17 protein-coding genes are annotated in these 20,079 nt (G+C 72.4%); 10 read left to right on the forward strand and 7 right to left on the reverse strand.

Annotated features, from left to right (window positions below; translation table 11 throughout):
* Positions 1-293 precede the first annotated feature (293 nt).
* From HDC93_RS14580 to HDC93_RS14590, 3 genes are all read left to right on the forward strand, one after another.
* Entirely contained in the window at positions 294-1,100 is an 807-nt protein-coding gene (locus HDC93_RS14580; RefSeq protein WP_185011069.1) for a DUF4142 domain-containing protein, read from the forward strand.
* Between the two features lie 44 nt (positions 1,101-1,144).
* Positions 1,145-1,915, forward strand: coding sequence for a TIGR04222 domain-containing membrane protein (locus HDC93_RS14585; RefSeq protein WP_185010861.1), 771 nt, complete (start codon positions 1,145-1,147; stop codon positions 1,913-1,915).
* Positions 1,916-2,029: 114 nt separating this feature from the next.
* Positions 2,030-3,634: an alpha/beta hydrolase gene (locus HDC93_RS14590; RefSeq protein WP_185010863.1), complete on the forward strand. Its 1,605-nt coding sequence runs from the start codon at positions 2,030-2,032 to the stop codon at positions 3,632-3,634.
* Here the strand turns inward: HDC93_RS14590 and hemQ are convergent, their stop codons facing one another.
* Positions 3,635-4,378, reverse strand: coding sequence for a hydrogen peroxide-dependent heme synthase (gene hemQ, locus HDC93_RS14595; protein ID WP_031112661.1), 744 nt, complete (start codon positions 4,376-4,378; stop codon positions 3,635-3,637).
* A 5-nt stretch (positions 4,379-4,383) separates the two neighbouring features.
* Positions 4,384-5,829, reverse strand: a complete 1,446-nt coding sequence (gene hemG, locus HDC93_RS14600; protein ID WP_185010865.1) for a protoporphyrinogen oxidase — start codon at positions 5,827-5,829, stop codon at positions 4,384-4,386.
* Positions 5,830-5,985: 156 nt separating this feature from the next.
* On the opposite strand from hemG, the gene HDC93_RS14605 reads away from it, so the two are divergent.
* Entirely contained in the window at positions 5,986-6,966 is a 981-nt protein-coding gene (locus HDC93_RS14605; protein ID WP_185010867.1) for a DUF4349 domain-containing protein, read from the forward strand.
* Between the two features lie 27 nt (positions 6,967-6,993).
* Positions 6,994-8,382, forward strand: a complete 1,389-nt coding sequence (locus tag HDC93_RS14610) for an FAD-dependent oxidoreductase (RefSeq protein ID WP_185010869.1) — start codon at positions 6,994-6,996, stop codon at positions 8,380-8,382.
* Between the two features lie 51 nt (positions 8,383-8,433).
* Here HDC93_RS14610 and HDC93_RS14615 read toward each other — a convergent pair whose 3' ends face one another.
* Both HDC93_RS14615 and hemE read right to left on the reverse strand, forming a co-directional pair.
* Positions 8,434-8,766, reverse strand: a complete 333-nt coding sequence (locus tag HDC93_RS14615; RefSeq protein ID WP_031109274.1) for a hypothetical protein — start codon at positions 8,764-8,766, stop codon at positions 8,434-8,436.
* A 114-nt stretch (positions 8,767-8,880) separates the two neighbouring features.
* Entirely contained in the window at positions 8,881-9,948 is a 1,068-nt protein-coding gene (gene hemE / locus HDC93_RS14620; RefSeq protein ID WP_185010871.1) for a uroporphyrinogen decarboxylase, read from the reverse strand.
* A 101-nt stretch (positions 9,949-10,049) separates the two neighbouring features.
* Between hemE and HDC93_RS14625 the strand changes: the two genes are divergently transcribed.
* From HDC93_RS14625 to HDC93_RS14635, 3 genes are all read left to right on the forward strand, one after another.
* Positions 10,050-10,724, forward strand: a complete 675-nt coding sequence (locus tag HDC93_RS14625; RefSeq protein ID WP_185010873.1) for a DUF3000 domain-containing protein — start codon at positions 10,050-10,052, stop codon at positions 10,722-10,724.
* A 346-nt stretch (positions 10,725-11,070) separates the two neighbouring features.
* Positions 11,071-11,733, forward strand: a complete 663-nt coding sequence (locus HDC93_RS14630) for a response regulator transcription factor (protein WP_043444816.1) — start codon at positions 11,071-11,073, stop codon at positions 11,731-11,733.
* 186 nt (positions 11,734-11,919) lie between these two features.
* A complete protein-coding gene (locus tag HDC93_RS14635) occupies positions 11,920-13,209 on the forward strand; it encodes a ribonuclease D (protein WP_185010875.1) in 1,290 nt (429 codons plus the stop codon).
* A gap of 33 nt (positions 13,210-13,242) precedes the next feature.
* Here HDC93_RS14635 and HDC93_RS14640 read toward each other — a convergent pair whose 3' ends face one another.
* From HDC93_RS14640 to HDC93_RS14650, 3 genes are read right to left on the reverse strand one after another with little or no spacing between them, the layout of a single operon-like run.
* Positions 13,243-14,073: a carbohydrate ABC transporter permease gene (locus HDC93_RS14640; protein WP_185010877.1), complete on the reverse strand. Its 831-nt coding sequence runs from the start codon at positions 14,071-14,073 to the stop codon at positions 13,243-13,245.
* Complete coding sequence (locus HDC93_RS14645; RefSeq protein ID WP_185010879.1) at positions 14,070-15,020, reverse strand: carbohydrate ABC transporter permease; 951 nt, start codon at positions 15,018-15,020, stop codon at positions 14,070-14,072. Before HDC93_RS14645 ends, HDC93_RS14640 begins: the two co-directional genes overlap by 4 nt.
* Entirely contained in the window at positions 15,020-16,333 is a 1,314-nt protein-coding gene (locus HDC93_RS14650) for an ABC transporter substrate-binding protein (RefSeq protein WP_185010881.1), read from the reverse strand. Before HDC93_RS14650 ends, HDC93_RS14645 begins: the two co-directional genes overlap by 1 nt.
* Positions 16,334-16,496: 163 nt before the next feature.
* Between HDC93_RS14650 and HDC93_RS14655 the strand changes: the two genes are divergently transcribed.
* Together HDC93_RS14655 and HDC93_RS14660 are read left to right on the forward strand one after the other, a co-directional pair.
* Positions 16,497-18,884, forward strand: a complete 2,388-nt coding sequence (locus HDC93_RS14655) for a glycoside hydrolase family 2 protein (RefSeq protein ID WP_185010883.1) — start codon at positions 16,497-16,499, stop codon at positions 18,882-18,884.
* Entirely contained in the window at positions 18,881-19,915 is a 1,035-nt protein-coding gene (locus HDC93_RS14660; protein WP_185010885.1) for a LacI family DNA-binding transcriptional regulator, read from the forward strand. Before HDC93_RS14655 ends, HDC93_RS14660 begins: the two co-directional genes overlap by 4 nt.
* Positions 19,916-20,079 lie beyond the last annotated feature (164 nt).

Raw genomic sequence — 20,079 nt, forward strand, 5'->3', positions numbered from 1 at the left:
GCCCATCGGGCGGGCGGCGGCCACGGGGCACACCGCCGCGACGGTGTCCGGGCCGCCCAGAGGACCCGGGTGGGCTAGTCGCGCGGCCCCGGCGCGCGCGCCCGAGTGTGCCGGGGCCAACACCCGGATGACGTGCGAGGCATGAGGTGGAGGAATTCCTCCTCTTTGCGCCAGTACGTCTCTCATATCGTGTCTCGCATTTGCCCCCGCTCACCCCCGAACCAACCATTCCTCCCTGTACGGCAGTTGACGTAGACCCGGAAGTAACGTGTCAACCCGGCACCCGGAGCGCACTGGCCTGCGGTGCCGTATCAGGAGGTACCACGCTTCGACCGCGACCTCCCGTCAAGGGCCGAGGCGTCTTCAGCGGCACAGGGCTCATCGTCACGTGCCTGGCGGCGACGCTCGCCGCGCCGGCCTTCCCGCTCTGGTCGTACACGGACCAGCCGGAGGCCGCGCCGAACGCACTGAGCGCCCACATCCTGCAGACGAGCCACGGCCCGCTCTCCGCGCTCGACCAGGACTTCCTCACGAAGGAGCGGCCGGCCGGGTTGTGGGAGCTGCCGGCAGGGCGGCAGGCGCAGGCGAAGGGGACCATGCCGGCCGTGCGGACGGCGGGCCGGCACCTCGTCGAGGGGCACCGATTCCTGGGCGAGCGGGTCCGCGACGTCGCCGCCCGGCTCGGCCTCCCCCTGCCCGACGAGCCCAGCGAGCAGCAGAAGCAGCGGCTGGACCGCCTCGACGCGGCACAGGGCGAGGACTACGACCGCGAGTTCGCCACCATCCCGCGGCTGGCGCACGGCAAGGTGTTCCCGGTCGTCGCCCAGGTCCGCGCGAGCACCCGCAACTCGCCGGTGCGCGAGCTCGCCGACGAGGCCAACACGACCGCCCTCGACCACATCAAGGTCCTGGAGACCACGGGTCACGTCGACTTCGACGCCCTGGCCGGCGGCAGCGCTCCCCCGGCCGCCGGCCCGGGGACGGTCGTGCCGCCGCCGTCGTCGCCCTCGCCGGACTACACGCTCCCGCCACCCGCCTACAGCCCGCCACCGGACCAAAACGGAACGTCACGTACCGACAACACTCCGTCCGGATTGTGAACGAGGCATGGTGTTTTCGGGACCGTGTCACATACAAACAACATATGCTCTGGGTTCTTTTCCTGCTGGCGGCCTGGGCCGTGGCCGGCACGGCGTGCACGCGCCTGTGTCTGGCCGCCGTGCGCGCGGCGGCCGTGGACGCGGACACCGGCCGGGGGCGTGAACTCACGCTGTACGAGGCGGCGTTCCTTTCCGGCGGCCCCCGGCGGGTCGCCGACGTGACCCTGGTCGCCATGGCCCGCCAGCGCCGGCTGCTCCTGGCCCACACCGGCTGGGCGACCGTCGTCGACCCGCGCGGGCGGGACGAGATGGAGCGGTCGGTGATAGGAGCCATCGGTCCCGAGGGGCAGTGCCGTATCGCGCCGGTGCGGGCCACGGCCGCCGCGGCGGACCCGGTGCGCGGGATCGCCGAGGGGCTGGTGCGCGCGGGGCTCGCCGTGCCGGACAGTGCCCGCACGACGGTCGCCACGGCCGTCCGGCAGGTGCGCGTCGCGGCCGTCGCCGTCCTCGGGCTGGGCGTGGCCGCGCTGCTGACGCCGCTTCCGCCGGACATGCCCCGGCACCTGGTCGCCCTGTGGTTCGCGCTGCCGCTCGCCCTGAACCTGAGCTGCCTGGCCGTCGCCCGGGTCGAGATCCACCCCTACTCGCGCTGGGCCTCCCCGGCCGGCCGGCGGCTGCTCGGCGCGCTGACCCACACCGCGGACGGCGCCGCCGACGACCGTACGTACCTCACCTCGGTGGCCGTACGAGGCGTGCGCGCGATCGGCGAACCGGACCTGCGCGCCGCGTTCGCGCACCGCGAGGCGCACGACTGACCGACCGGGGGCGCTCGGGGGCCTGGGGCCCGACACCGGCCGACGGTGCTTGCCTTCCCCTCCGCCCGAACGAAACATCCCTTTCGTCGCCACCGTGCACCGAAGGGATACGCGATGAGAGCCGCCCTCCTCTGTTCGGCCGCGGGGTCCTTGCTGCTGAGCGCCCTCACCGGGGCCCCGGACGCCGAGGACCGGACGGGCGCGGCCGAGCTACGCGGCACCGCCGTGGCCGCCGCGCGCGCGAAGGCGGCCGGTGTCGACTTCGGCCCGTGCCCCGACGCGCAGGACCTGCCGGGCCGCATGCAGTGCGGCACGGTGAGCGTCCCGCTCGACTACGCCCGCCCGGACGGCCGGCAGATCGAACTGTCCGTCAGCAGGGCCCGGGCCACGCGGAAGGACCCGCAGAACGACAAGCACGAGGTCCTCCGGCAGGGCGCCCTCGTCCACAACCCGGGCGGTCCCGGTGCCACCGGCCTGTACTTCCCGCTCACCGGCCTGCTCCCCGAGTGGAAGCGGATCGCCGCCGCGTACGACCTCGTCGGCTACGCCCCGCGCGGGGTCGGCCGTTCGGCACCGCTGTCGTGCAAGGACCCGAAGCAGTTCTTCACCGGGCCCTCGCAGGCGCCGGCCCACCCCTCGGAGGCGTACAAGAGGGAGCGCATCGCGAAGGCCAGGGCGTACGCGCGAGGCTGCGCCGAGCGGAACGGCGACGCGCTGCGGCACTACCACTCGCTGAACAACGCCCGCGACCTCGACGTGCTGCGCGCCGCGCTCGGCGAGGAGCGGCTGACCTCCATGGGCTCGTCGTACGGCACCTACTTCGGTGCCCTGTACGCGACGCTGTTCCCCGCGCACGTCCGGCGGATGGTGTTCGACTCGGTGGTCCACCCCGGTCCCGGGCGGATCTGGTACCGCAACAACCTGGCCCAGTCGGCGGCGTTCGAGGACCGCTGGCGGGACGTCCGGGAGTGGATCGCCCGGCACGACGACGTGTACGGTCTGGGCGCGACGGAGCGGGAGGTGCTGCGCAGTTACGAGCGGGCGAGCGCGAGGCTGGCCGCCGAGCCGGCGGGCGGAAAGGTCGGGCCGGGGCAGTTGCACGGAGCGTTCCTGCAGGCCGCCTCCTACGACGACCAGTGGCCGCACCGCGCGCACGCGCTGTCGGCGTACCTCAAGGGTGATCCGAAGCCCCTGATCGAGCAGATGGAGCAGCACCCGGAAGCGGCGGCCGAGGCGGAGAACTCCCGCGCGGTCTATGTGGCCGTCGAGTGCAACGACGCCCCCTGGCCCACGGAGTGGAAGGTGTGGGACCGGGACAACACCCGGCTCGCGCGGGTGGCCCCCTTCGAGACCTGGGACAACGTGTGGGCGAACCTGCCGTGCGCCTACTGGCGGGCCCCCCGGCAGCGACCGCTCGACGTCGGCGCCGGGCCGGGCGAACTGCCGCCGACCCTCATCCTGGCCGCCGAGCGCGACGCCGCCACACCGTACGACGGCGCCCTCGAACTCCACGACCGCCTGGCGGGCTCGGTGCTGGTGACGGAGCGGGACGCCGGCGCCCACGGGCTGGTGGGCGGCCCGAACGCCTGCGTCAACGGGCACATGGAGGCGTATCTGCTGGAGGGCCGGCTGCCGGGACGCAGCGCGCAGTGCGCCCCGCACGCCGAGCCGAAGCCGACGGCCCCGGACCGGTCCGGGGCCGGGCGACGCATCCGCTGATCAGGCCAGGGAGGCGACCAGCTCGGCGATGTCCTTGCGGCGGCCCGTGTAGAACGGCACCTCCTCGCGGACGTGCATCCGGGCCTCCGAGGCGCGCAGGTGACGCATGAGGTCGACGATGCGGTACAGCTCGTCGGCCTCGAAGGCGAGGATCCACTCGTAGTCGCCGAGGGAGAACGAGGCGACGGTGTTGGCGCGCACGTCCGGGTAGCCGCGGGCCATCTTGCCGTGGTCGGCGAGCATGCGGCGGCGGTCCTCGTCGGGCAGCAGGTACCAGTCGTAGGACCGCACGAAGGGGTAGACGCTCACGTAGTTGCGGGGCGTCTCGTCGGCGAGGAACGCCGGGATGTGCGAGCGGTTGAACTCGGCGGGGCGGTGCAGCGCCATGTTCGACCAGACGGGCTCCAGGGCGCGGCCCAGCTTCGTCCGGCGGAAGAGGTTGTACGCCTCCTGCAGCGCGTCGCTGGTCTCCGCGTGCCACCAGATCATGAGGTCGGCGTCGGCGCGCAGGCCCGAGACGTCGTAGGTGCCGCGGATGGTCACATCCTTGGCGGCGAGCTGGTCGAACAGCTCCTGGACCTCGTCGGCGTACCCGGCGCGGTCCTCGGGGAGGACGTCCTTCAGCTTGAAGACGGACCAGAGCGTGTAGCGGATGACCTCGTTGAGGTCCTTGGCCAGCTTGCCCTTGTTCGCGATGCGGTCGGGCGCGGCGCTGGAGGCCGTGGTGGAGGCGTCGTCACTCATGCTTGTCATTCTCCCGCCCCGCCGTGCAGGCTCTGCACCGGGTGGGCGGTGAGCTCCTCCACACCGCCCGTGTGTCCGCGGACCTGGTCCACGGCCGCGTACGCACTGGCGATGCAGGCCGGGATGCCGACGCCGTCGTACGGGGCGCCGCAGACGGCGAGGCCGGGGAGCCGGGCGATGTGCTCGCGGATGCGGGCGACGCGGGCGTGATGGCCGACGGGGTACTGGGGCAGGCCGCCGTCCCAGCGGGTGACGCGGGTGGCGACGGGCGTGGCGTCCAGGCCGGTCGCCGCCTTCAGGTCGTGCCGGGAGACCTCGACCAGCTCGCTGTCGTCGCGCCGGAGGATCTCCGTCTCGCCGTACCGTCCGACGGAGGTGCGAAGGACGACCAGGTCCGGGTTGTCGTCGGCGATCCAGCCCCATTTCTGCGAGGCGAACGTGGACGCCTTGATGGTGCGCCCGTCGACCGGCGGCACGAGGAAGCCGCTGCCGTCGGGCAGGGCCGTCTCGTCGCGGCGGTAGGCGAGGGTGACCAGGGACATGGAGGCGTACTCGACGGCGTCGAGCTCGGCGGCGGCCCCGGGGGTCTCGGCGCGCAGCAGCCGGGCGGCGACCGGGGCGGGGACGGCGACGACCACGGCGTCCGCCCGCCACTCGCGCTCGCCGGAACCGACCCGCCAGCCGCCCTCGGGCGTGCGACGCAGCTCCGTCACCGGCGTCCGGGTGAGGATCTCGCCCCCGCGTGCCCGGACCGAGTCGGCCACCGCGAGGGGCAGGGTGCCGATGCCACCCCGGATGCCCATGAACACCGGGCCGGTCTGCTGCGCGGCGGCCGCCTTGGCCTGGAGCTCGCGGACCCCTTCCGTCAGGGAGGTGTGGGTCCGGGCCACCTGGAAGAGCTGCGGGACGGCCGAGCGCATGGAGATGCGGTACGCGTCGCCCGCGTACACCCCGCCCAGCATGGGCTCCAGCAGGCGGTCGACGACCTCGCGGCCGAGGCGCTCCGCCACGTACTCCCCCACCGCCACGTCGTCGCCGACCTCGGTGCGGGGCAGTTCGGCGTCCCGCTCGATGCGGGCGAGGCCCTCCTCGGACAGCACACCGGCCAGGGCCGACGCGGTGCCGGGCACGCCCATCACATGCCCCTTGGGGAAGGGGCGCAGGGCGCCGCGGGTCCAGAGGGAGGCCGTGGCGGTCGCGGGGGGCTGCAGGCGGTCGGCGAGGCCCACCGCGCGGGCCAGCGCCACCGCCTCGGGGCGGCGGGCCAGCATCGACTCGGCGCCGAGGTCCACGCGCGCCCCCGCGACCTCCCCGGGCAGCAGCTTGCCGCCGACGCGGTCGGACGCCTCCAGCACGGTCACCCGCGCCCCGCGCTCCAGCAGCCGGTGTGCGGCGGCCAGTCCCGCGATGCCCGCCCCGATGACGACGACCTGCCCTTGAACTTCGCGCATGCCCCCAGCCTCTCAGACCCCACCGGCAGCGCCGCCGCGCCCCGGTGTCCGCCACGAGTCCCGACCGTGACCGCATCGGAACCGTCCCGGCCAAACGATCGGCGCCGTCCGGGCGTCGAAGAAGCGTCAGCAGAATCGACCCCGGGGGATGCCCGCATGCGCACACGACGATCCGTACGACGCCCCGCCCCGGCCCTGGCCGCGCTCCTGCTGGCCGCCGCCCTCGCACTCACGGGGTGCAGCGCCGGGGACGACGCCCCGGGCGGCAGCAGAGCCGCCGCCGACCACGGGGCGGACGACAAGGGCGTCTCGAGCGAGGCCGCCCCGGGCGGCACCGGCAGCGGCGCCAGGGCCACGGCGCCGCCGAAGCTCGCCGCGAGCCACATCATCCGCACGGCCTCCCTGACCGTGCGGGTCAAGGACGTCCCCAAGGCCCTGGACCAGGCCCGCACCGGCGTGGAGAACGCGGGCGGCTACGTCGGGAACGAGACGACCACCCGGGACGCCGAGGGCCACGAACGCACCCGGGTCGTGCTGCGCGTGCCCGTCGAGAAGTACGACGAGGTCCTCACCGATCTGGAGGGCTCCGGCAAGCTCCTCGACCGCAGCGCGAAGGCCGAGGACGTCACCGACCAGGTCGTGGACGTGGAGAGCCGCATCACCACGCAGCGCGCCAGCGTGGCCCGGATCCGCGAGCTGATGGACCGGGCCACGAAGCTCAGCGACGTGGTGACCCTGGAGGGCGAGCTGAGCACCCGCCAGGCCGACCTGGAGTCGCTGCTCGCCCGGCAGAAGTCCCTGAAGGACCGCACCAGCCTGGCCACCATCACCCTGTCGCTGTCCGAGACCCCGGTGCAGAAGGCGGCCGAGGACGACGACCCGGGCTTCGTGGACGCGCTCGCGGGTGGCTGGAGCGCCTTCGTGACGATGCTGCGCTGGCTCGCCGTCGCCTTCGGCGCGGTCCTGCCGTTCGCGGCGGTGGCCGCACTGATCGTCCTGCTGTGGCTGCGCGTCGTACGCCCTCGCCTGCCGCGCCGCCCCGCTCCCGCGCCCACGGCGACCGCCCTGGGTCCGCTGCCGACGGCCCGTCCGGCCCCGGAGGCGACGCAGCCGCGAACCCCGGGTGAGAGGGACTGAAATGCCCTGCTCCCGTAGCGTGTTCGCATGAACATGAGCCGTACACGGGAGCGACTGGTCGTCATCGGCGGCGACGCCGCGGGCATGTCCGCGGCGTCGCAGGCCCGCCGCTTGAAGGGCCCCGACGAGCTGGAGATCGTGGCGTTCGAACGGGGCCACTTCACGTCGTACTCGGCGTGCGGCATCCCCTACTGGGTCGGCGGCGACGTCAGCGAACGGGACGAGCTCATCGCCCGCACCCCCGAGGAGCACCGTGCCCGGGGCATCGACCTGCGGCTGCGCACCGAGGTCACGGAACTCGACCCCGACGGGCAGCGCGTCCGCGCGCGTGACCTGGAGTCCGGCGAGGAGTCCTGGACGTCGTACGACCGACTCGTGATCGCGACCGGCGCCCGGCCGATCCGGCCGGACATGCCCGGGGTCGACGCGGCCGGTGTGCACGGCGTGCAGACGCTGGACGACGGGCAGGCGCTCCTCGACACGCTGGAGGGCACGCGGGGCCGGCGCGCGGTGGTCGTCGGGGCCGGTTACATCGGCGTGGAGATGGCCGAGGCGCTGATCAACCGCGGCTACGAGGTGACGGTCGTCAACCGGGGCAGCGAGCCCATGTCGACCCTCGACCCCGACATGGGCCGCCTGGTGCACGAGGCCATGGAGGGCCTGGGCATCACGATGGTGAACGACGCCGAGGTCACGAAGATCCTGACCGGCGAGGACGGGCGGGTGCGGGCCGTGGTCACGCGGGACCGCGAGTTCCCGGCGGACGTCGTCGTGCTCGGCATCGGCGTCCGCCCCGAGACGGCCCTCGCGAATGCCGCCGGCCTCCCCCTCGGCCCGCACGGCGGTCTCCTCACGGACCGCTCGATGCGGGTGCGCGGCCACGAGGACATCTGGTCCGGCGGCGACTGCGTCGAGGTCCTCGACCTGGTCTCGGGCCAGGAGCGGCACATCCCGCTCGGCACCCACGCCAACAAGCACGGCCAGGTCATCGGGACCAACGTCGGCGGCGGCTACGCGACCTTCCCGGGCGTGGTCGGCACGGCGGTCAGCAAGGTCTGCGACCTGGAGATCGCCCGCACGGGCCTGCGGGAGAAGGACGCCCACCGGGTGGGCCTGCGCTTCGAGGCGGTCACCATCGAGTCGACCAGCCGCGCGGGCTACTACCCGAACGCCTCCGCCATGACGGTCAAGATGCTCGCCGAACACCGCACGGGCCGCCTCCTCGGCGTGCAGATCGTCGGCCGGGAGGGCGCGGGCAAACGCGTCGACATCGCGGCGGTCGCCCTCACGGCGGGCATGACGGTGGAACAGATGACGGCCCTGGACCTCGGCTACGCCCCGCCGTTCTCCCCGGTCTGGGACCCGGTCCTGGTGGCGGCCCGCAAGGCGGCGGCGAAGGTGCGCGGTTCGTCGTAGAGGTGCGTGGCGGAGGGGCGGGCAAGTACCCCGCCCCTCCACGGCGAAGCCCTACGCCGTCCCGGCCGTACCGTTGATCCGGTCGATCGCCTGCCGGGCCTGCTCCGCCGGCGGCCGGGACGGCAACGACGACACCGACGCCGGAGCGGCCGTCACCGCCGGCGGCTGCTCCCCCGCCGGCTTCGCGTGCGAGGCCACCCGGGTCGACCGCAACCGGTGGCTCACCGCCTCCTCCAGCGTCACGGGCCGCCGCAACTGCGTGGCCAGCCGCCCTGCATCCTGCCCCAGGCGGGCCACGTCCTCCCAGGGCAGCCGCACCACCAGCGTCAGCTCCGCCTCACCGTCGGGCAGTGCGTGCATCGCGGGAGTAACTCGGTCGTTCATCGCCTGTTCCTCACGTCGGCCCCGCGACCCGCCTTCCCCGCGCCGCGGGCGGTTGCCGACACATACGCACGCGCGTACGGCCGCGTTCAGCGGACCGGCCGATCGGACCCCGCGTCAGCGCGCGGTCTGCGTGTGCACGTGCTCCACGAGCCGCGTCAGCGCGTCCGGGTCCGTGGACGGCATGACGCCGTGGCCGAGGTTGAAGATGTGGCCCTCGAGGTCCTTCGCCGAGTCCAGGACCTCGAGCGTCTTCGCCTCGACGGCCTCCGTCGAGGCGAACAGCACGGTCGGGTCGAGGTTGCCCTGGAGCGCCTTGCCGGGGCCGACGCGGCGGGCGGCCTCGTCCATCGGGACGCGCCAGTCGACGCCGACGACGTCCGCGCCGGCCTCGCCCATGAGACCCAGCAGCTCGCCGGTGCCGACACCGAAGTGGATGCGCGGCACGCCGTACCCGGCCACGGCCTGGAAGACCTTCGCCGACGCGGGCAGCACCGAGCGCCGGTAGTCGACGGGGGCCAGCGCACCGGCCCAGGAGTCGAACAGCTGGACCGCCGAGGCGCCCGCCTCGATCTGCACCTTCAGGAACGCGGCGGTGATGTCCGCGAGGCGGTCGAGCAGGTCGGCCCACAGCTCGGGGTCGCCGTACATCATCGCCTTGGCGTTCTCGTACGTGCGCGACGGGCCGCCCTCGACCAGGTAGCTGGCGAGGGTGAAGGGCGCGCCGGCGAAGCCGATGAGGGGCGTGGCGCCGAGCTCGCCGGTGAGCAGGCCGATGGCCTCGGTGACGTAGGAGACGTCGTCGGGGGTGAGGTCGCGCAGCTGCGCGAGGTCCTCGCGGGTGCGGATCGGGCGCTCGACGACCGGGCCGACGCCGGGCTTGATGTCGAGGTCGATGCCGATGGCCTTGAGCGGGACGACGATGTCGCTGAAGTAGATCGCCGCGTCCACGCCGTGCCGGCGCACCGGCTGGAGCGTGATCTCGGTGACCAGTTCCGGACGCATGCAGGACTCGAGCATCGGGATGCCCTCGCGCACCTTGCGGTACTCCGGCAGGGAGCGCCCGGCCTGCCGCATGAACCACACCGGCGTGTGCGGCACGGGCTCGCGCCGGCAGGCCTTGAGGAAGGCGGAGTCGTGCGGGGCGGACGGCTGCTGGACCCGGGGGGCGTCGTTGGCACTCACGGGCCAAGTTTCGCACGCCGTCGGACGGCACTGTTCAGCCCCGGGAGAGGGGCGGGGTGTCTAGCCCGGCACCCGGGCTCCGGTCCCCGTAATCTTCCCGCATGGCTGCGGCTCAGGGACCACTGTCGGACGGCGCTGGCGGAATGGACGAAGCGAAGGACACCGAGAACGACCGGCGGGAGGCGGACTCCGCCCCGCCGGCCTTCCAGGCCGCCGTCGACGCGCTCAAGGCGGCGCGGCTGCGGCCCCAGATCGAGGTCGAGCCGACGCCACCGCCGAGGCGGCTCGCTCCTCACAGCTATGCGCTGGAGGCCGCGGTCGTCGACGGCGACCAGGACCTGGCCGACGGCCGGCTGGTGCTGCTGCACGACCCGGCCGGGCACGACGCCTGGCGGGGCACCTTCCGGCTGGTGACGCTGGTGCGCGCGGAGCTGGAGCCGGAGATGGCGGCGGACCCGCTGCTGCCGGAGGTGTGCTGGTCCTGGCTGACCGGTGCGCTGCAGACCCGCGGGCTGACGTACGGGGAGCCGAGCGGCACCGTCACGCGCGCGAGCTCCCACTACTTCGGCGGGCTGTCCGCGCGCCCGGCCGCCTCGCAGATCGAGATCCGTGCGTCCTGGACGCCGCGCGAGGGTCCGGGCGGAGCCCCGGACACGGCCGCGCATCTGGCGGCCTGGTGCGACCTGCTGGCCCAGATCGCGGGGCTGCCCCCGGCCGGCCCCGGGGACGCGTCCGTGGTGACACTCCCCCAGCGACGAGGACCGCAGCCCCGCTGATCGAACCCCCTGAACGACCTCTGATCGACCCCCGACCGCCCCGCACTGATCGACCTTGTGCGGGGCGGTCAACCATGTCCGGTCGACGATCACACCTGCGTACCCCTCTTGGCCGAATCACTTTGTCGATACGGCCACTTTCGGCCGCGTACCGACGCAGACCGAAACCGTCCCGCCTTCGAATGATCGACCGCGTGTCCGAATTGCACGGATTGTTATCACCGAATCGTGATCATTCTCTAAAGGCGGACGGGTTCGGTGCCGAAGACGAATGTGACCTTGAAAGCACGGTTCGTCCCGGCTTCACCCCCACGAGCCGGCCCCGTCCCGCACCCCAGGAGGCCTGGTGTCCGTTCTCCTCGAGCAGCCCGCAAGCCTGGTCGCCTACCGCCCGAACAAGCCGACCGCCATGGTGGTCGTGGCCGACCCGCGCGTCCGCTCCACCGTCACCCGCCATCTGTGGGCGCTCGGTGTGCGCGACGTCATCGAGGCCTCGTCCATCGCGGAGGCTCGTCCCCGCATCGGCAACCCCCGCGACATCTGTGTCGCCGACGTCCACCTGCCGGACGGCTCCGGCCTCACCCTGCTGTCGGAGACCCGCGCCGCGGGCTGGCCCAACGGGCTCGCCCTCTCCGCCGCCGACGACATCGGCGCCGTGCGCAACGCACTCGCCGGCGGAGTGAAGGGTTACGTCGTCACCGGCACGCGCACCAACATCGGGCTCCCCACCCGGCCGGGCGCCGCCCCCATCGGCGCCGCCGCCGCGCGACTGCACCGCCGCCCCCCGGGTGCCCCTAGCCACCCGGGCGGCTACCGCGAACTGTCCGGCCGCGAGGTCGAGGTGCTGCGGCTGGTCGCGGAAGGCCAGTCGAACAAGGCGATCGGCGTCTCGATGGGCCTGTCCGCTCTGACCGTCAAGAGCCACCTCGCCCGCATCGCCCGCAAGCTCGGCACGGGCGACCGTGCCGGCATGGTCGCGGTGGCGCTGCGGACCGGGATCATCCACTGACCCGGTCCGCCGTGACCCCTCGTGATCATTCATTCACGTGAACGGGGTCGGCCGCCGACCCCGTTCACGTCACTCACGGTTCGTGAACCCGCCGCTTCCCCGACATGACTGGTTTGCGACCCTCGGGCGCCCGTCGACGGAACGTTCCGTCGGCGGGCGCTGTCCATACATGGATACCCTTGACAGGTGACCGACGCCCACGACACCGCAGCAGACAGCTCACTGCGCACCACCGGAGGCGCCCCTCCGGACGACGGCGGATCTTCTGCTACGGAGGCGCCGATCCCTCTGCTGGAACCGCGTGAGGGCATTCCGCCCGTCATCGCGGACGAGACCGCCCTGGCCCGGGTGATCGCCGCCTTCGAGGCGGGGTCCGGGCCCGTGGCCGTCGACGCCGAGCGCGCGTCCGGCTACCGCTACGGGCAGCGCGCCTACCTCGTGCAGCTGCGCCGCGAGGGCGCCGGAACGGCCCTCATCGACCCCGTGGCCTGCCCCGACCTGTCCGCCCTCGGCGACGCCCTGTCCGGCGCCGAGTGGGTGCTGCACGCCGCCACCCAGGACCTGCCGTGCCTGCGCGAGATAGGCATGGTGCCGACGCGGCTGTTCGACACGGAGCTGGCCGGGCGGCTCGCCGGGTTCCCCCGGGTCGGCCTCGGCGCGATGGTCGAGAGCGTGCTGGGCTTCGTCCTGGAGAAGGGGCACTCCGCCGTCGACTGGTCGACCCGGCCGCTGCCCGAGCCCTGGCTGCGCTACGCGGCGCTGGACGTCGAGCTGCTCGTCGACCTGCGCGACGCGCTGGAGAAGGAGCTGGAGCGGCAGGGCAAGCTGGACTGGGCCCGCCAGGAGTTCGACGCGATCGCCTCGGCCCCGCCGCCCGAGCCCCGCAAGGACCCGTGGCGGCGTACCTCCGGCATGCACAAGGTGCGCCGGCGGCGGCAGCTGGCCGTCGTACGGGAGCTGTGGCAGACCCGGGACCGGATCGCGCAGCGCCGGGACGTGTCGCCGGGCAAGGTGCTCGGGGACGCGGCCATCGTGGAGGCCGCGCTGGCGCTTCCGGCCCATGTGAACGCGCTGGCCGCGCTGAACGGTTTCGGCCACCGCGTGGGCAGGCGGCAGCTGGAGCAGTGGCAGGCGGCGGTGGACCGGGCCAAGGAGCTGAGCGAGGCGCAGCTGCCGCAGCCCGGCCAGCCGGTGACCGGGCCTCCGCCGCCGCGTGCCTGGGCCGACAAGGACCCCGTGGCCGCGGCGCGGTTGTCCGCGGCCCGGGCCGGGGTGTCGGCGCTGGCCGAGCGGCTGAGCATGCCGCAGGAGAATCTGATCACGCCGGACACCGTGCGACGGGTGTGCTGGGAGCCGCCGGCGGTGGTGGACGCCGAGTCGGTGGCCGCCGCCCTGGCCGGGCACGGTGCGCGGCCGTGGCAGGTGGAGCAGGTGACGCCGGTGCTGGTGGAGGCGCTGTCCGCGAAGGACGCCTGAAGCCGGTGAAGGACGCCCGAGAAGGGCGGCCGGCTACTTCGTGGCCCCCCGGGTGAAACCGTTGTAGATGAACCGCTGGAGGAACAGGAAGACGGCCAGGGTGGGGACGATCACCAGGATCGCCCCGGCCGAGATCGTCTCCCAGTGGGCGCCGAACGGCCCCTTGAAACGGAACAGCGACGTCGAGATCACGCCAAGATCTTCGGAGGGCATGTAGAGGAACGGGATGTAGAAGTCGTTGTAGACGGTGATCCCCTTCACGATCACGACCGTCGCGATCGCCGGTTTCAGCAGCGGGAAGATGACCTTGCGGTAGACCGTGAAGGCGTTGGCGCCGTCGATGCGGGCCGACTCGTCCAGGGAGACCGGGATCGAGCGGACGAACTGCAGGAAGATGTAGATCGAGACGATGTCGGTGCCCATGTAGAGGGCGATCGGCGCCCAGAGGCTGTCGAACATGCCGAAGCTGTTGACGATCTGGAAGGTGGCCACCTGGGTGGTCACACCGGGGACCAGCGCGGCGACCAGGAACAGGGCCAGCACCGGCGTACGGAACCGGAACCGGAAGCGGTCGATGGCGTAGGCCGTCATCGAACCGATGAGGACCGTGCCGCCGATGGCGACGACCAGGATGATCGCGGTGTTGGCGAACGCCGAGAGCATCCGGCCGTCCCGGAACGCCGTCACGTAGTTGTCGAAGTTGAACGGGTCGCCGGGCAGCGCGAGCGCTCCGCTGCCGGCCGCCATCTCCTTCTCGGTCTTCAGCGAGGTCAGGAACACGGCGGCCAGCGGGAGCAGCACCACCGCGGTCGCCGCGATCAGCGACAGGTACACGAGGACGCGGGTCACCGCGCGGCGCGTCATACGAGGTCCACCTTGTCGTCGGGGGCGAGGCGCCGCTGCACCCAGGTCACCGCCAGGACGATCAGCAGCAGCACGACCGCGGCCGCCGAGGCGAGGCCCGTCTTGTTGAACTGGAACGCCAGCTTCACGGTCTGGATGACGAACGTCTCGGTGCCGGTCGCGCCGCCGGTCATGATGTACGGGATCTCGAAGACCGACAGGGAGCCCGAGATCGAGAGGATCACGGTGAGGGACAGGACCGGCTTGATGCCCGGCGAGATGATGTGGCGGAACTGGTGCCAGCGGTTCGCGCCGTCCAGCTCGGCCGCCTCGTACAGTTCCCCGGGGATCGACTGGATCGCGCCGAGGAACAGGACGAAGTTCAGGCCCAGGTAGCGCCAGACGGAGACGGCGGCCAGGGAGGTGTTCGCCGATGCCGGGGTGCCCAGCCAGGCGCGGTCCGTCTGCACGCCGAGCAGGCTCAGCACGGAGTCGAGGGTGCCGCCGTCCTGGAAGAAGTAGAGGAAGACGAACCCGATCGCCACGCCGTTGACCAGGTACGGGAAGAACAGCACGCCCTTGAAGAAGTTCCGCAAGCGGACGTTGAAGCTGAGGATCGTGGCGAAGTAGAGCGCGGCCACGATCTGGATCACCGACGCCGCCAGGTAGTAGCCGCTGACCCAGAAGACCTCGAACAGCTCCGGGCGCGTGAAGAGCTCGGCGTAGTTCCCGGTGCCCGTCCAGCGCAGCTCGGGGCTCACCCCGTCCCAGTCGGTGAAGCTGTACGCGACCATGTTGGCGATCGGCGCGTAGGTGAAGACGATCAGGAGAGCCAGCGGGGCGAGCAGGAAGAGCCAGGGGGTGGCCCCGCGCCACAGGCGTGCCGGGCGCGGGGCGGGTGCCGGGGCCGGGGCGGTGGCCGCCCCCGCGGCCGCCTTGACGGCCGCCGTCTCGGTCGTGCCCGTCATCAGTACCCCAGCGACTTCTGGGTCTCGGTCCACTTCTCGCCGAGGCCGTCCAGGAAGTCGTCCGGGTCGCCCTTCCTGGCGCCGCGGGCCATGTCGACGAGTTCTTTGCGGTAGTCCGGCTTGTTGATGCCGACCTCGGACTGGTTCTCGAGGGTCTTCAGCTCGGCGCCCTTGCTGTCGTCGAGGTCGAGGAGCTTGACGCCCGCCTCCTCGTACGGCTTGAGCATGTCGGGCAGTGGGGCGTCCTTGAGCGGGGACAGCGCCAGGTTGTCCTGCGCGTAGCCGGACTTGTCGGTGAACCAGTCGATCCAGGCGCGGGCGGCCCCCTTGTGCGAGGAGTGGATGTTGACGGCCTGGTTGTAGTCCGGCGACGTCACCGCGCAGAACGTGCCGTCCTTCTGGGCGGGGAAGGGCATGAACCCGATGTCGTCCGGGTCGGTGCCGGCCTGCTTCGCCGCGCCCTGCATCTGGATGACCGCCCAGGAGCCGAGCCACATGGTGGCGATCTCGCCCTTGGCCAGTTGGGGTTTGGAGGCCTCCCAGTTGGTGGTGGTCGGGTCCTTCTCGACGAGTCCCTCGTGCACGATGTCGTACAGCAGGCTGTCCGCCACGCGCAGTTCGCCGCCCTCGGCCCAGGGGTTGCCCTCGGCCCACCTGGTGGTGGCCTGCTCGTCGCAGCTGACCGAGCCTCTCACCCCCGTCCACTGGCTGAGCGGCCAGCCGTCCTTGAAGTTGGTGTAGTAGGGGACCGCGTCGGTCTTCGACTTGACCGCCTTGAGGCCGGCGAGGAACTCGTCCGGGGTCGTGGGCCAGTCGGTGACCCCCGCCTGACTCCACACCCTCTTGTTGTAGATGAACCCGGGGACCGCGCCGAGCGGACTCTGGCCGTAGACCTTGCCGACGACGGATGTGTAGTCGGTGAAGCGGTACTTCTCGCTCCGCTTCTCCTTGCCGCCCAGGGAGGCGAAGAACTTCGGGTAGTCCTTCTTCTCGATCACCGCGGGGATCATGAGGACGTCGCCGTAGTTCTCCGTGTTCATACGGATCTTGACTTCGCCCTCGTAGTCGGTGATGCCGTCGAACTCGACCTTCACCTTCGGATACGTCTTGTTGAACTCGGCGGCGTACTTCTTCATCGTCCCGTCCTGCACGAGGTCGGTCCGGTGGGTGAGGACGGTGATGGTCCCCTCGGCCTTGGAGGGATCGTCGGGCGCCTCGGCGTCGGCGCCCTTGGCGGAGCCTGTGGTGCCGGTGCAGCCGGAGGCCAGCAGGGCTGCGCCCACGGCGAGGGCGAGGAGGGTACGGCGGTTCATGTGCATCAGCTCCGTTCGCGGAGGGGAACTCGGGACGGACGAGCACGTGCGGTATGGCTGGTTCGGAACTCTGGCAGCGCTCACTCAACCGGTAAAGTCCCAATCGCGCCAACGATGCGAAACCTTCATACGACTCTTCACTGAACCGGTTAAGGGAGTGCGCATGCTGGAGGCCACACCGCTCGGCGACGGCTGGATCCTGCGGCACGACTCGGACACGCTCCCGGCCACGGTGCCGGGGTGCGTGCACACCGACCTGATGGCCGCCGGGGTGATTCCGGACCCGTTCCTCGGCCAGGGCGAGACCGAGGTGGCGTGGGTGGGGCGCCGGGAGTGGACGTACGAGCGGCAGATCGGCGGCCCGTGGGGGCAGGAGCAGACCGACCTGGTCTTCGACGGGCTCGACACCGTCGCCGAGATCTCCCTGGACGGGCGGCCGCTGGGGACGGTGCGCAACATGCACCGCTCGTACCGGTTCGACGTGACGGGCCTGTCCGGGCGGCTGTCCGTGCGGTTCGTCTCCGCCTACGCGGAGGCCGAGGCGGTGCGGGGCCGGGTGGGCGAACGGCCCGCCGCCTACGCCGAGCCCTACCCGTACCTGCGCAAGATGGCCTGCTCCTTCGGCTGGGACTGGGGGCCGACCCTGGTGACGGCCGGGATCTGGCGGCCCGTGCGCCTGGAGCACTGGTCGACGGCCCGGATCGCCCGGGTGCGTCCGCTGGTCACCGTCGAGGACGGCACGGGCGTCGTCGAGCTGGCCGTCGACGTCGAGCGGACCCGCGTCGAGGCACCGCTCGCCGTGGAGGCGACCGTCGCGGGGGTGCGGGCGCGGGCGGAGATCGAGGGGTCGGGCGGGACCGTACGCCTGCGGGTGCCGGACGCGCGGCTGTGGTGGCCGCGCGGGTACGGCGAACAGCCGCTGTACGAAATTGAGTTGAAGCTGCTGCACGGCGAGGACACGCTGGACGTGTGGCGGCGGCGGGTCGGCTTCCGGACCGTGGAGCTGGACCGGCGGCCCGATGCGCACGGCACCGGTTTCACCCTCGTCGTCAACGGCGAGCGGCTCTTCGCCCGGGGCGTCAACTGGATCCCCGACGACGTCTTCCCGTCCCGGATCACCCGCGAGCGCTACCGGGAGCGGCTGGAGCAGGCGGCCGGCGCGGGCGTCGATCTCGTCCGGATCTGGGGCGGCGGGATCTACGAGAGCGAGGACTTCTACGACGCCTGCGACGAACTGGGCCTGCTGGTCTGGCAGGACTTCCCGTTCGCCTGCGCCGCCTATCCGGAGGAGCAGCCGCTGCGCGGCGAGGTGGAGGCCGAGGCGCGGGAGAACGTCGCACGGCTGATGCCGCACCCGTCGCTCGTGCTGTGGAACGGCAACAACGAGAACCTGTGGGGTTTCCGGGACTGGGAGTGGGAGCCGCGGCTGGCCGGGGACTCCTGGGGGGAGGGCTACTACCTGGGCGTGCTGCCGCGCGTGGTGGCCGAGTTGGACCCGACCCGGCCGTACACGGCGGGCAGCCCGTGGTCCGGGTCCTGGGAGCACCACCCGAACGACCCGGCGCACGGCACCCACCACTCGTGGGAGGTGTGGAACCGGGAGGACTACGCGGACTACCGGCTGAGCGTGCCGCGGTTCGTCGCCGAGTTCGGCTGGCAGGCGCCGCCCGCGTACACCACGCTGCGCCGGGCGCTGCCCGGGGAGGAGCTCGCGCCGGACTCCCCCGGCATGCTGCACCACCAGAAGGCGGACGACGGCAACGGCAAGCTGGAGCGGGGACTCGAGCGGCATTTCGCCGTGCCGGACGGGGACTTCGACCGCTGGCACTACCTGATGCAGCTCAACCAGGCGCGGGCGGTCGCCGCCGGGATCGAGCACTGGCGCTCCCACTGGCCGGTGTGCGCGGGCACCATCGTCTGGCAGCTCAACGACTGCTGGCCGGTGACGTCCTGGGCGGCGATCGACGGGGACGGCCGGGAGAAGCCGCTGTATTACGAGCTGCGGCGGCTGTACGCGGACCGGTTGCTGACGCTCCGGGAGCGGGACGGCCGGCTCGTGCTGGCCACCGTGAACCAGGCGGCCGGGGACTGGACGGGGGCGCTGACCCTGCGGCGGATGTCCGTCGAGGGCGAGGTGCTGGGGCAGGCGGATGTGGAGCTGGCGGCCAGGGCGCGGAGCGTGGCCCGGGTGGACGTGCCGCGCGAGCTGACGCCCCTCGGGCCGAAGGAGTTCCTGGTGGCGGACACGGACGCCGGCGCGGGCGCGGAGGGGCTGCGGGCGCTGCACTTCCCCGTACCGGACCGTGAAGTCCCCTACCCGGCCCCGCGGTTCGAGGTCGGGCTCACCCCGGGAGGCATCACGGTGAGAGCCCGCACCCTGGTCCGGGACCTGCTGCTCCAGGCCGACCGGCTGGAACCGGGGGCACGGGCCGACCGGGGGCTGGTCACACTGCTGCCGGGCGAAGAGGTGACCATCGGGGTGCGCGGCTGGAAGACTCCAAACGCGCAGACCGCTCGTTCGGCCCTGTACTGCGTGGAGCCCACCCGATGACGGCAACGCCGACCCCTCGCGTCACCATCAAGGACGTCGCCGCGCGCGCCGGTGTGTCCAAGGGTGCCGTGTCCCTCGCCTTCAACCACAAGCCCGGGCTGTCGGAGGCCACCCGGGACCGGATCTTCCGCGCGGCGCGGGAGCTGGGCTGGTCGCCGAGCCTCACGGCGCGGACGCTGGCCGGATCGCGGGTGGACGTGGTCGGTCTCGCCGTGTGCCGTCCGGCGCGGGTGCTCGGCCTCGAGCCCTGGTACATGGAGTTCGTCTCCGGCGTGGAGAGCGTGCTGGCCGAGCATTCCAGCTCGCTGCTGCTGCGGCTCGTACGGAACATGGACGAGGAGGTGGGCGTCCAGGAGGCGTGGTGGCGGGGCCGGCAGACCGGCGGGTCGATCCTCGTCGACTTCCGCGCGGACGATCCGCGGGTGGCCATGACGGAGCGGCTCGGGATGCCGGTGGTCGCCGTCGGGCATCCCTCACTGACCGGGGGGCTCACCTCGGTGTGGACGGACGACGCCACGGCCGTTACGGAGGCGGTGCGGTATCTGGCCGCGCTCGGGCACCGGCGGATCGCCCGGGTCGGCGGGGCGGCGGACCTCGGGCACACGTCGATCCGGACGGCGGCGTTCGACGAGACGGCGGGGGCACTCGCGCTGGCCGGGGCGTGGCAGGTGGCGACGGACTTCTCCGGGGACGCGGGGGCGCGGGCGACCCGGTCGCTGCTGACCGCGGCGCCGGCCGACCGGCCGACGGCGATCGTGTACGACAACGACATCATGGCGGTGGCGGGGCTGTCGGTGGCGGCGGAGATGGGCCTTCGGGTGCCGGAGGACGTGTCGTTGCTGGCCTGGGACGACTCGCAGCTGTGCCGGCTGACGCATCCGACGCTGTCGGCGATGAGTCATGACGTGCACGGTTTTGGAGCGGAGGTGGCCAGGACGTTGTTCTCGGTGATCACCGAGGGTGAGGGCGAGTCACACCCGGTGCCGACCCCTGTGCTGACGCCTCGGGGGTCCACCGCACCGCCTCGGTGAGCGCCGCAGGGGAGTGCGGGTGCGTTGCGGCTGGTCGCGCAGTTCCCCGCGCCCCCAAGGGCACCGCACCACCCGGAGATGAGATGTGACCTTCACCGCTCCCCCTGTCAGGACTGTGCAGCCACGTTACTCATAAGTAGCATGGGCCTGAGCGCGCGCTCAGC

This window comes from Streptomyces sp. AK010 (genome assembly GCF_014207295.1).
GTDB classification, from domain to species: domain Bacteria; phylum Actinomycetota; class Actinomycetes; order Streptomycetales; family Streptomycetaceae; genus Streptomyces; species Streptomyces massasporeus.

Bases quoted from the DNA above. Each gene is read 5' to 3' on its own strand.
- HDC93_RS14585 (WP_185010861.1), top strand. From the start codon at position 1,145: ATGCTCTGGGTTCTTTTCCTGCTGGCGGCCTGGGCCGTGGCCGGCACG.
- HDC93_RS14590 (WP_185010863.1), top strand. From the start codon at position 2,030: ATGAGAGCCGCCCTCCTCTGTTCGGCCGCGGGGTCCTTGCTGCTGAGC.
- hemQ (WP_031112661.1), bottom strand. From the start codon at position 4,378: ATGAGTGACGACGCCTCCACCACGGCCTCCAGCGCCGCGCCCGACCGC.
- hemG (WP_185010865.1), bottom strand. From the start codon at position 5,829: ATGCGCGAAGTTCAAGGGCAGGTCGTCGTCATCGGGGCGGGCATCGCG.
- HDC93_RS14605 (WP_185010867.1), top strand. From the start codon at position 5,986: ATGCGCACACGACGATCCGTACGACGCCCCGCCCCGGCCCTGGCCGCG.
- HDC93_RS14610 (WP_185010869.1), top strand. From the start codon at position 6,994: ATGAACATGAGCCGTACACGGGAGCGACTGGTCGTCATCGGCGGCGAC.
- HDC93_RS14615 (WP_031109274.1), bottom strand. From the start codon at position 8,766: ATGAACGACCGAGTTACTCCCGCGATGCACGCACTGCCCGACGGTGAG.
- HDC93_RS14625 (WP_185010873.1), top strand. From the start codon at position 10,050: ATGGCTGCGGCTCAGGGACCACTGTCGGACGGCGCTGGCGGAATGGAC.
- HDC93_RS14640 (WP_185010877.1), bottom strand. From the start codon at position 14,073: ATGACGCGCCGCGCGGTGACCCGCGTCCTCGTGTACCTGTCGCTGATC.
- HDC93_RS14645 (WP_185010879.1), bottom strand. From the start codon at position 15,020: ATGACGGGCACGACCGAGACGGCGGCCGTCAAGGCGGCCGCGGGGGCG.
- HDC93_RS14650 (WP_185010881.1), bottom strand. From the start codon at position 16,333: ATGAACCGCCGTACCCTCCTCGCCCTCGCCGTGGGCGCAGCCCTGCTG.
- HDC93_RS14655 (WP_185010883.1), top strand. From the start codon at position 16,497: ATGCTGGAGGCCACACCGCTCGGCGACGGCTGGATCCTGCGGCACGAC.
- HDC93_RS14660 (WP_185010885.1), top strand. From the start codon at position 18,881: ATGACGGCAACGCCGACCCCTCGCGTCACCATCAAGGACGTCGCCGCG.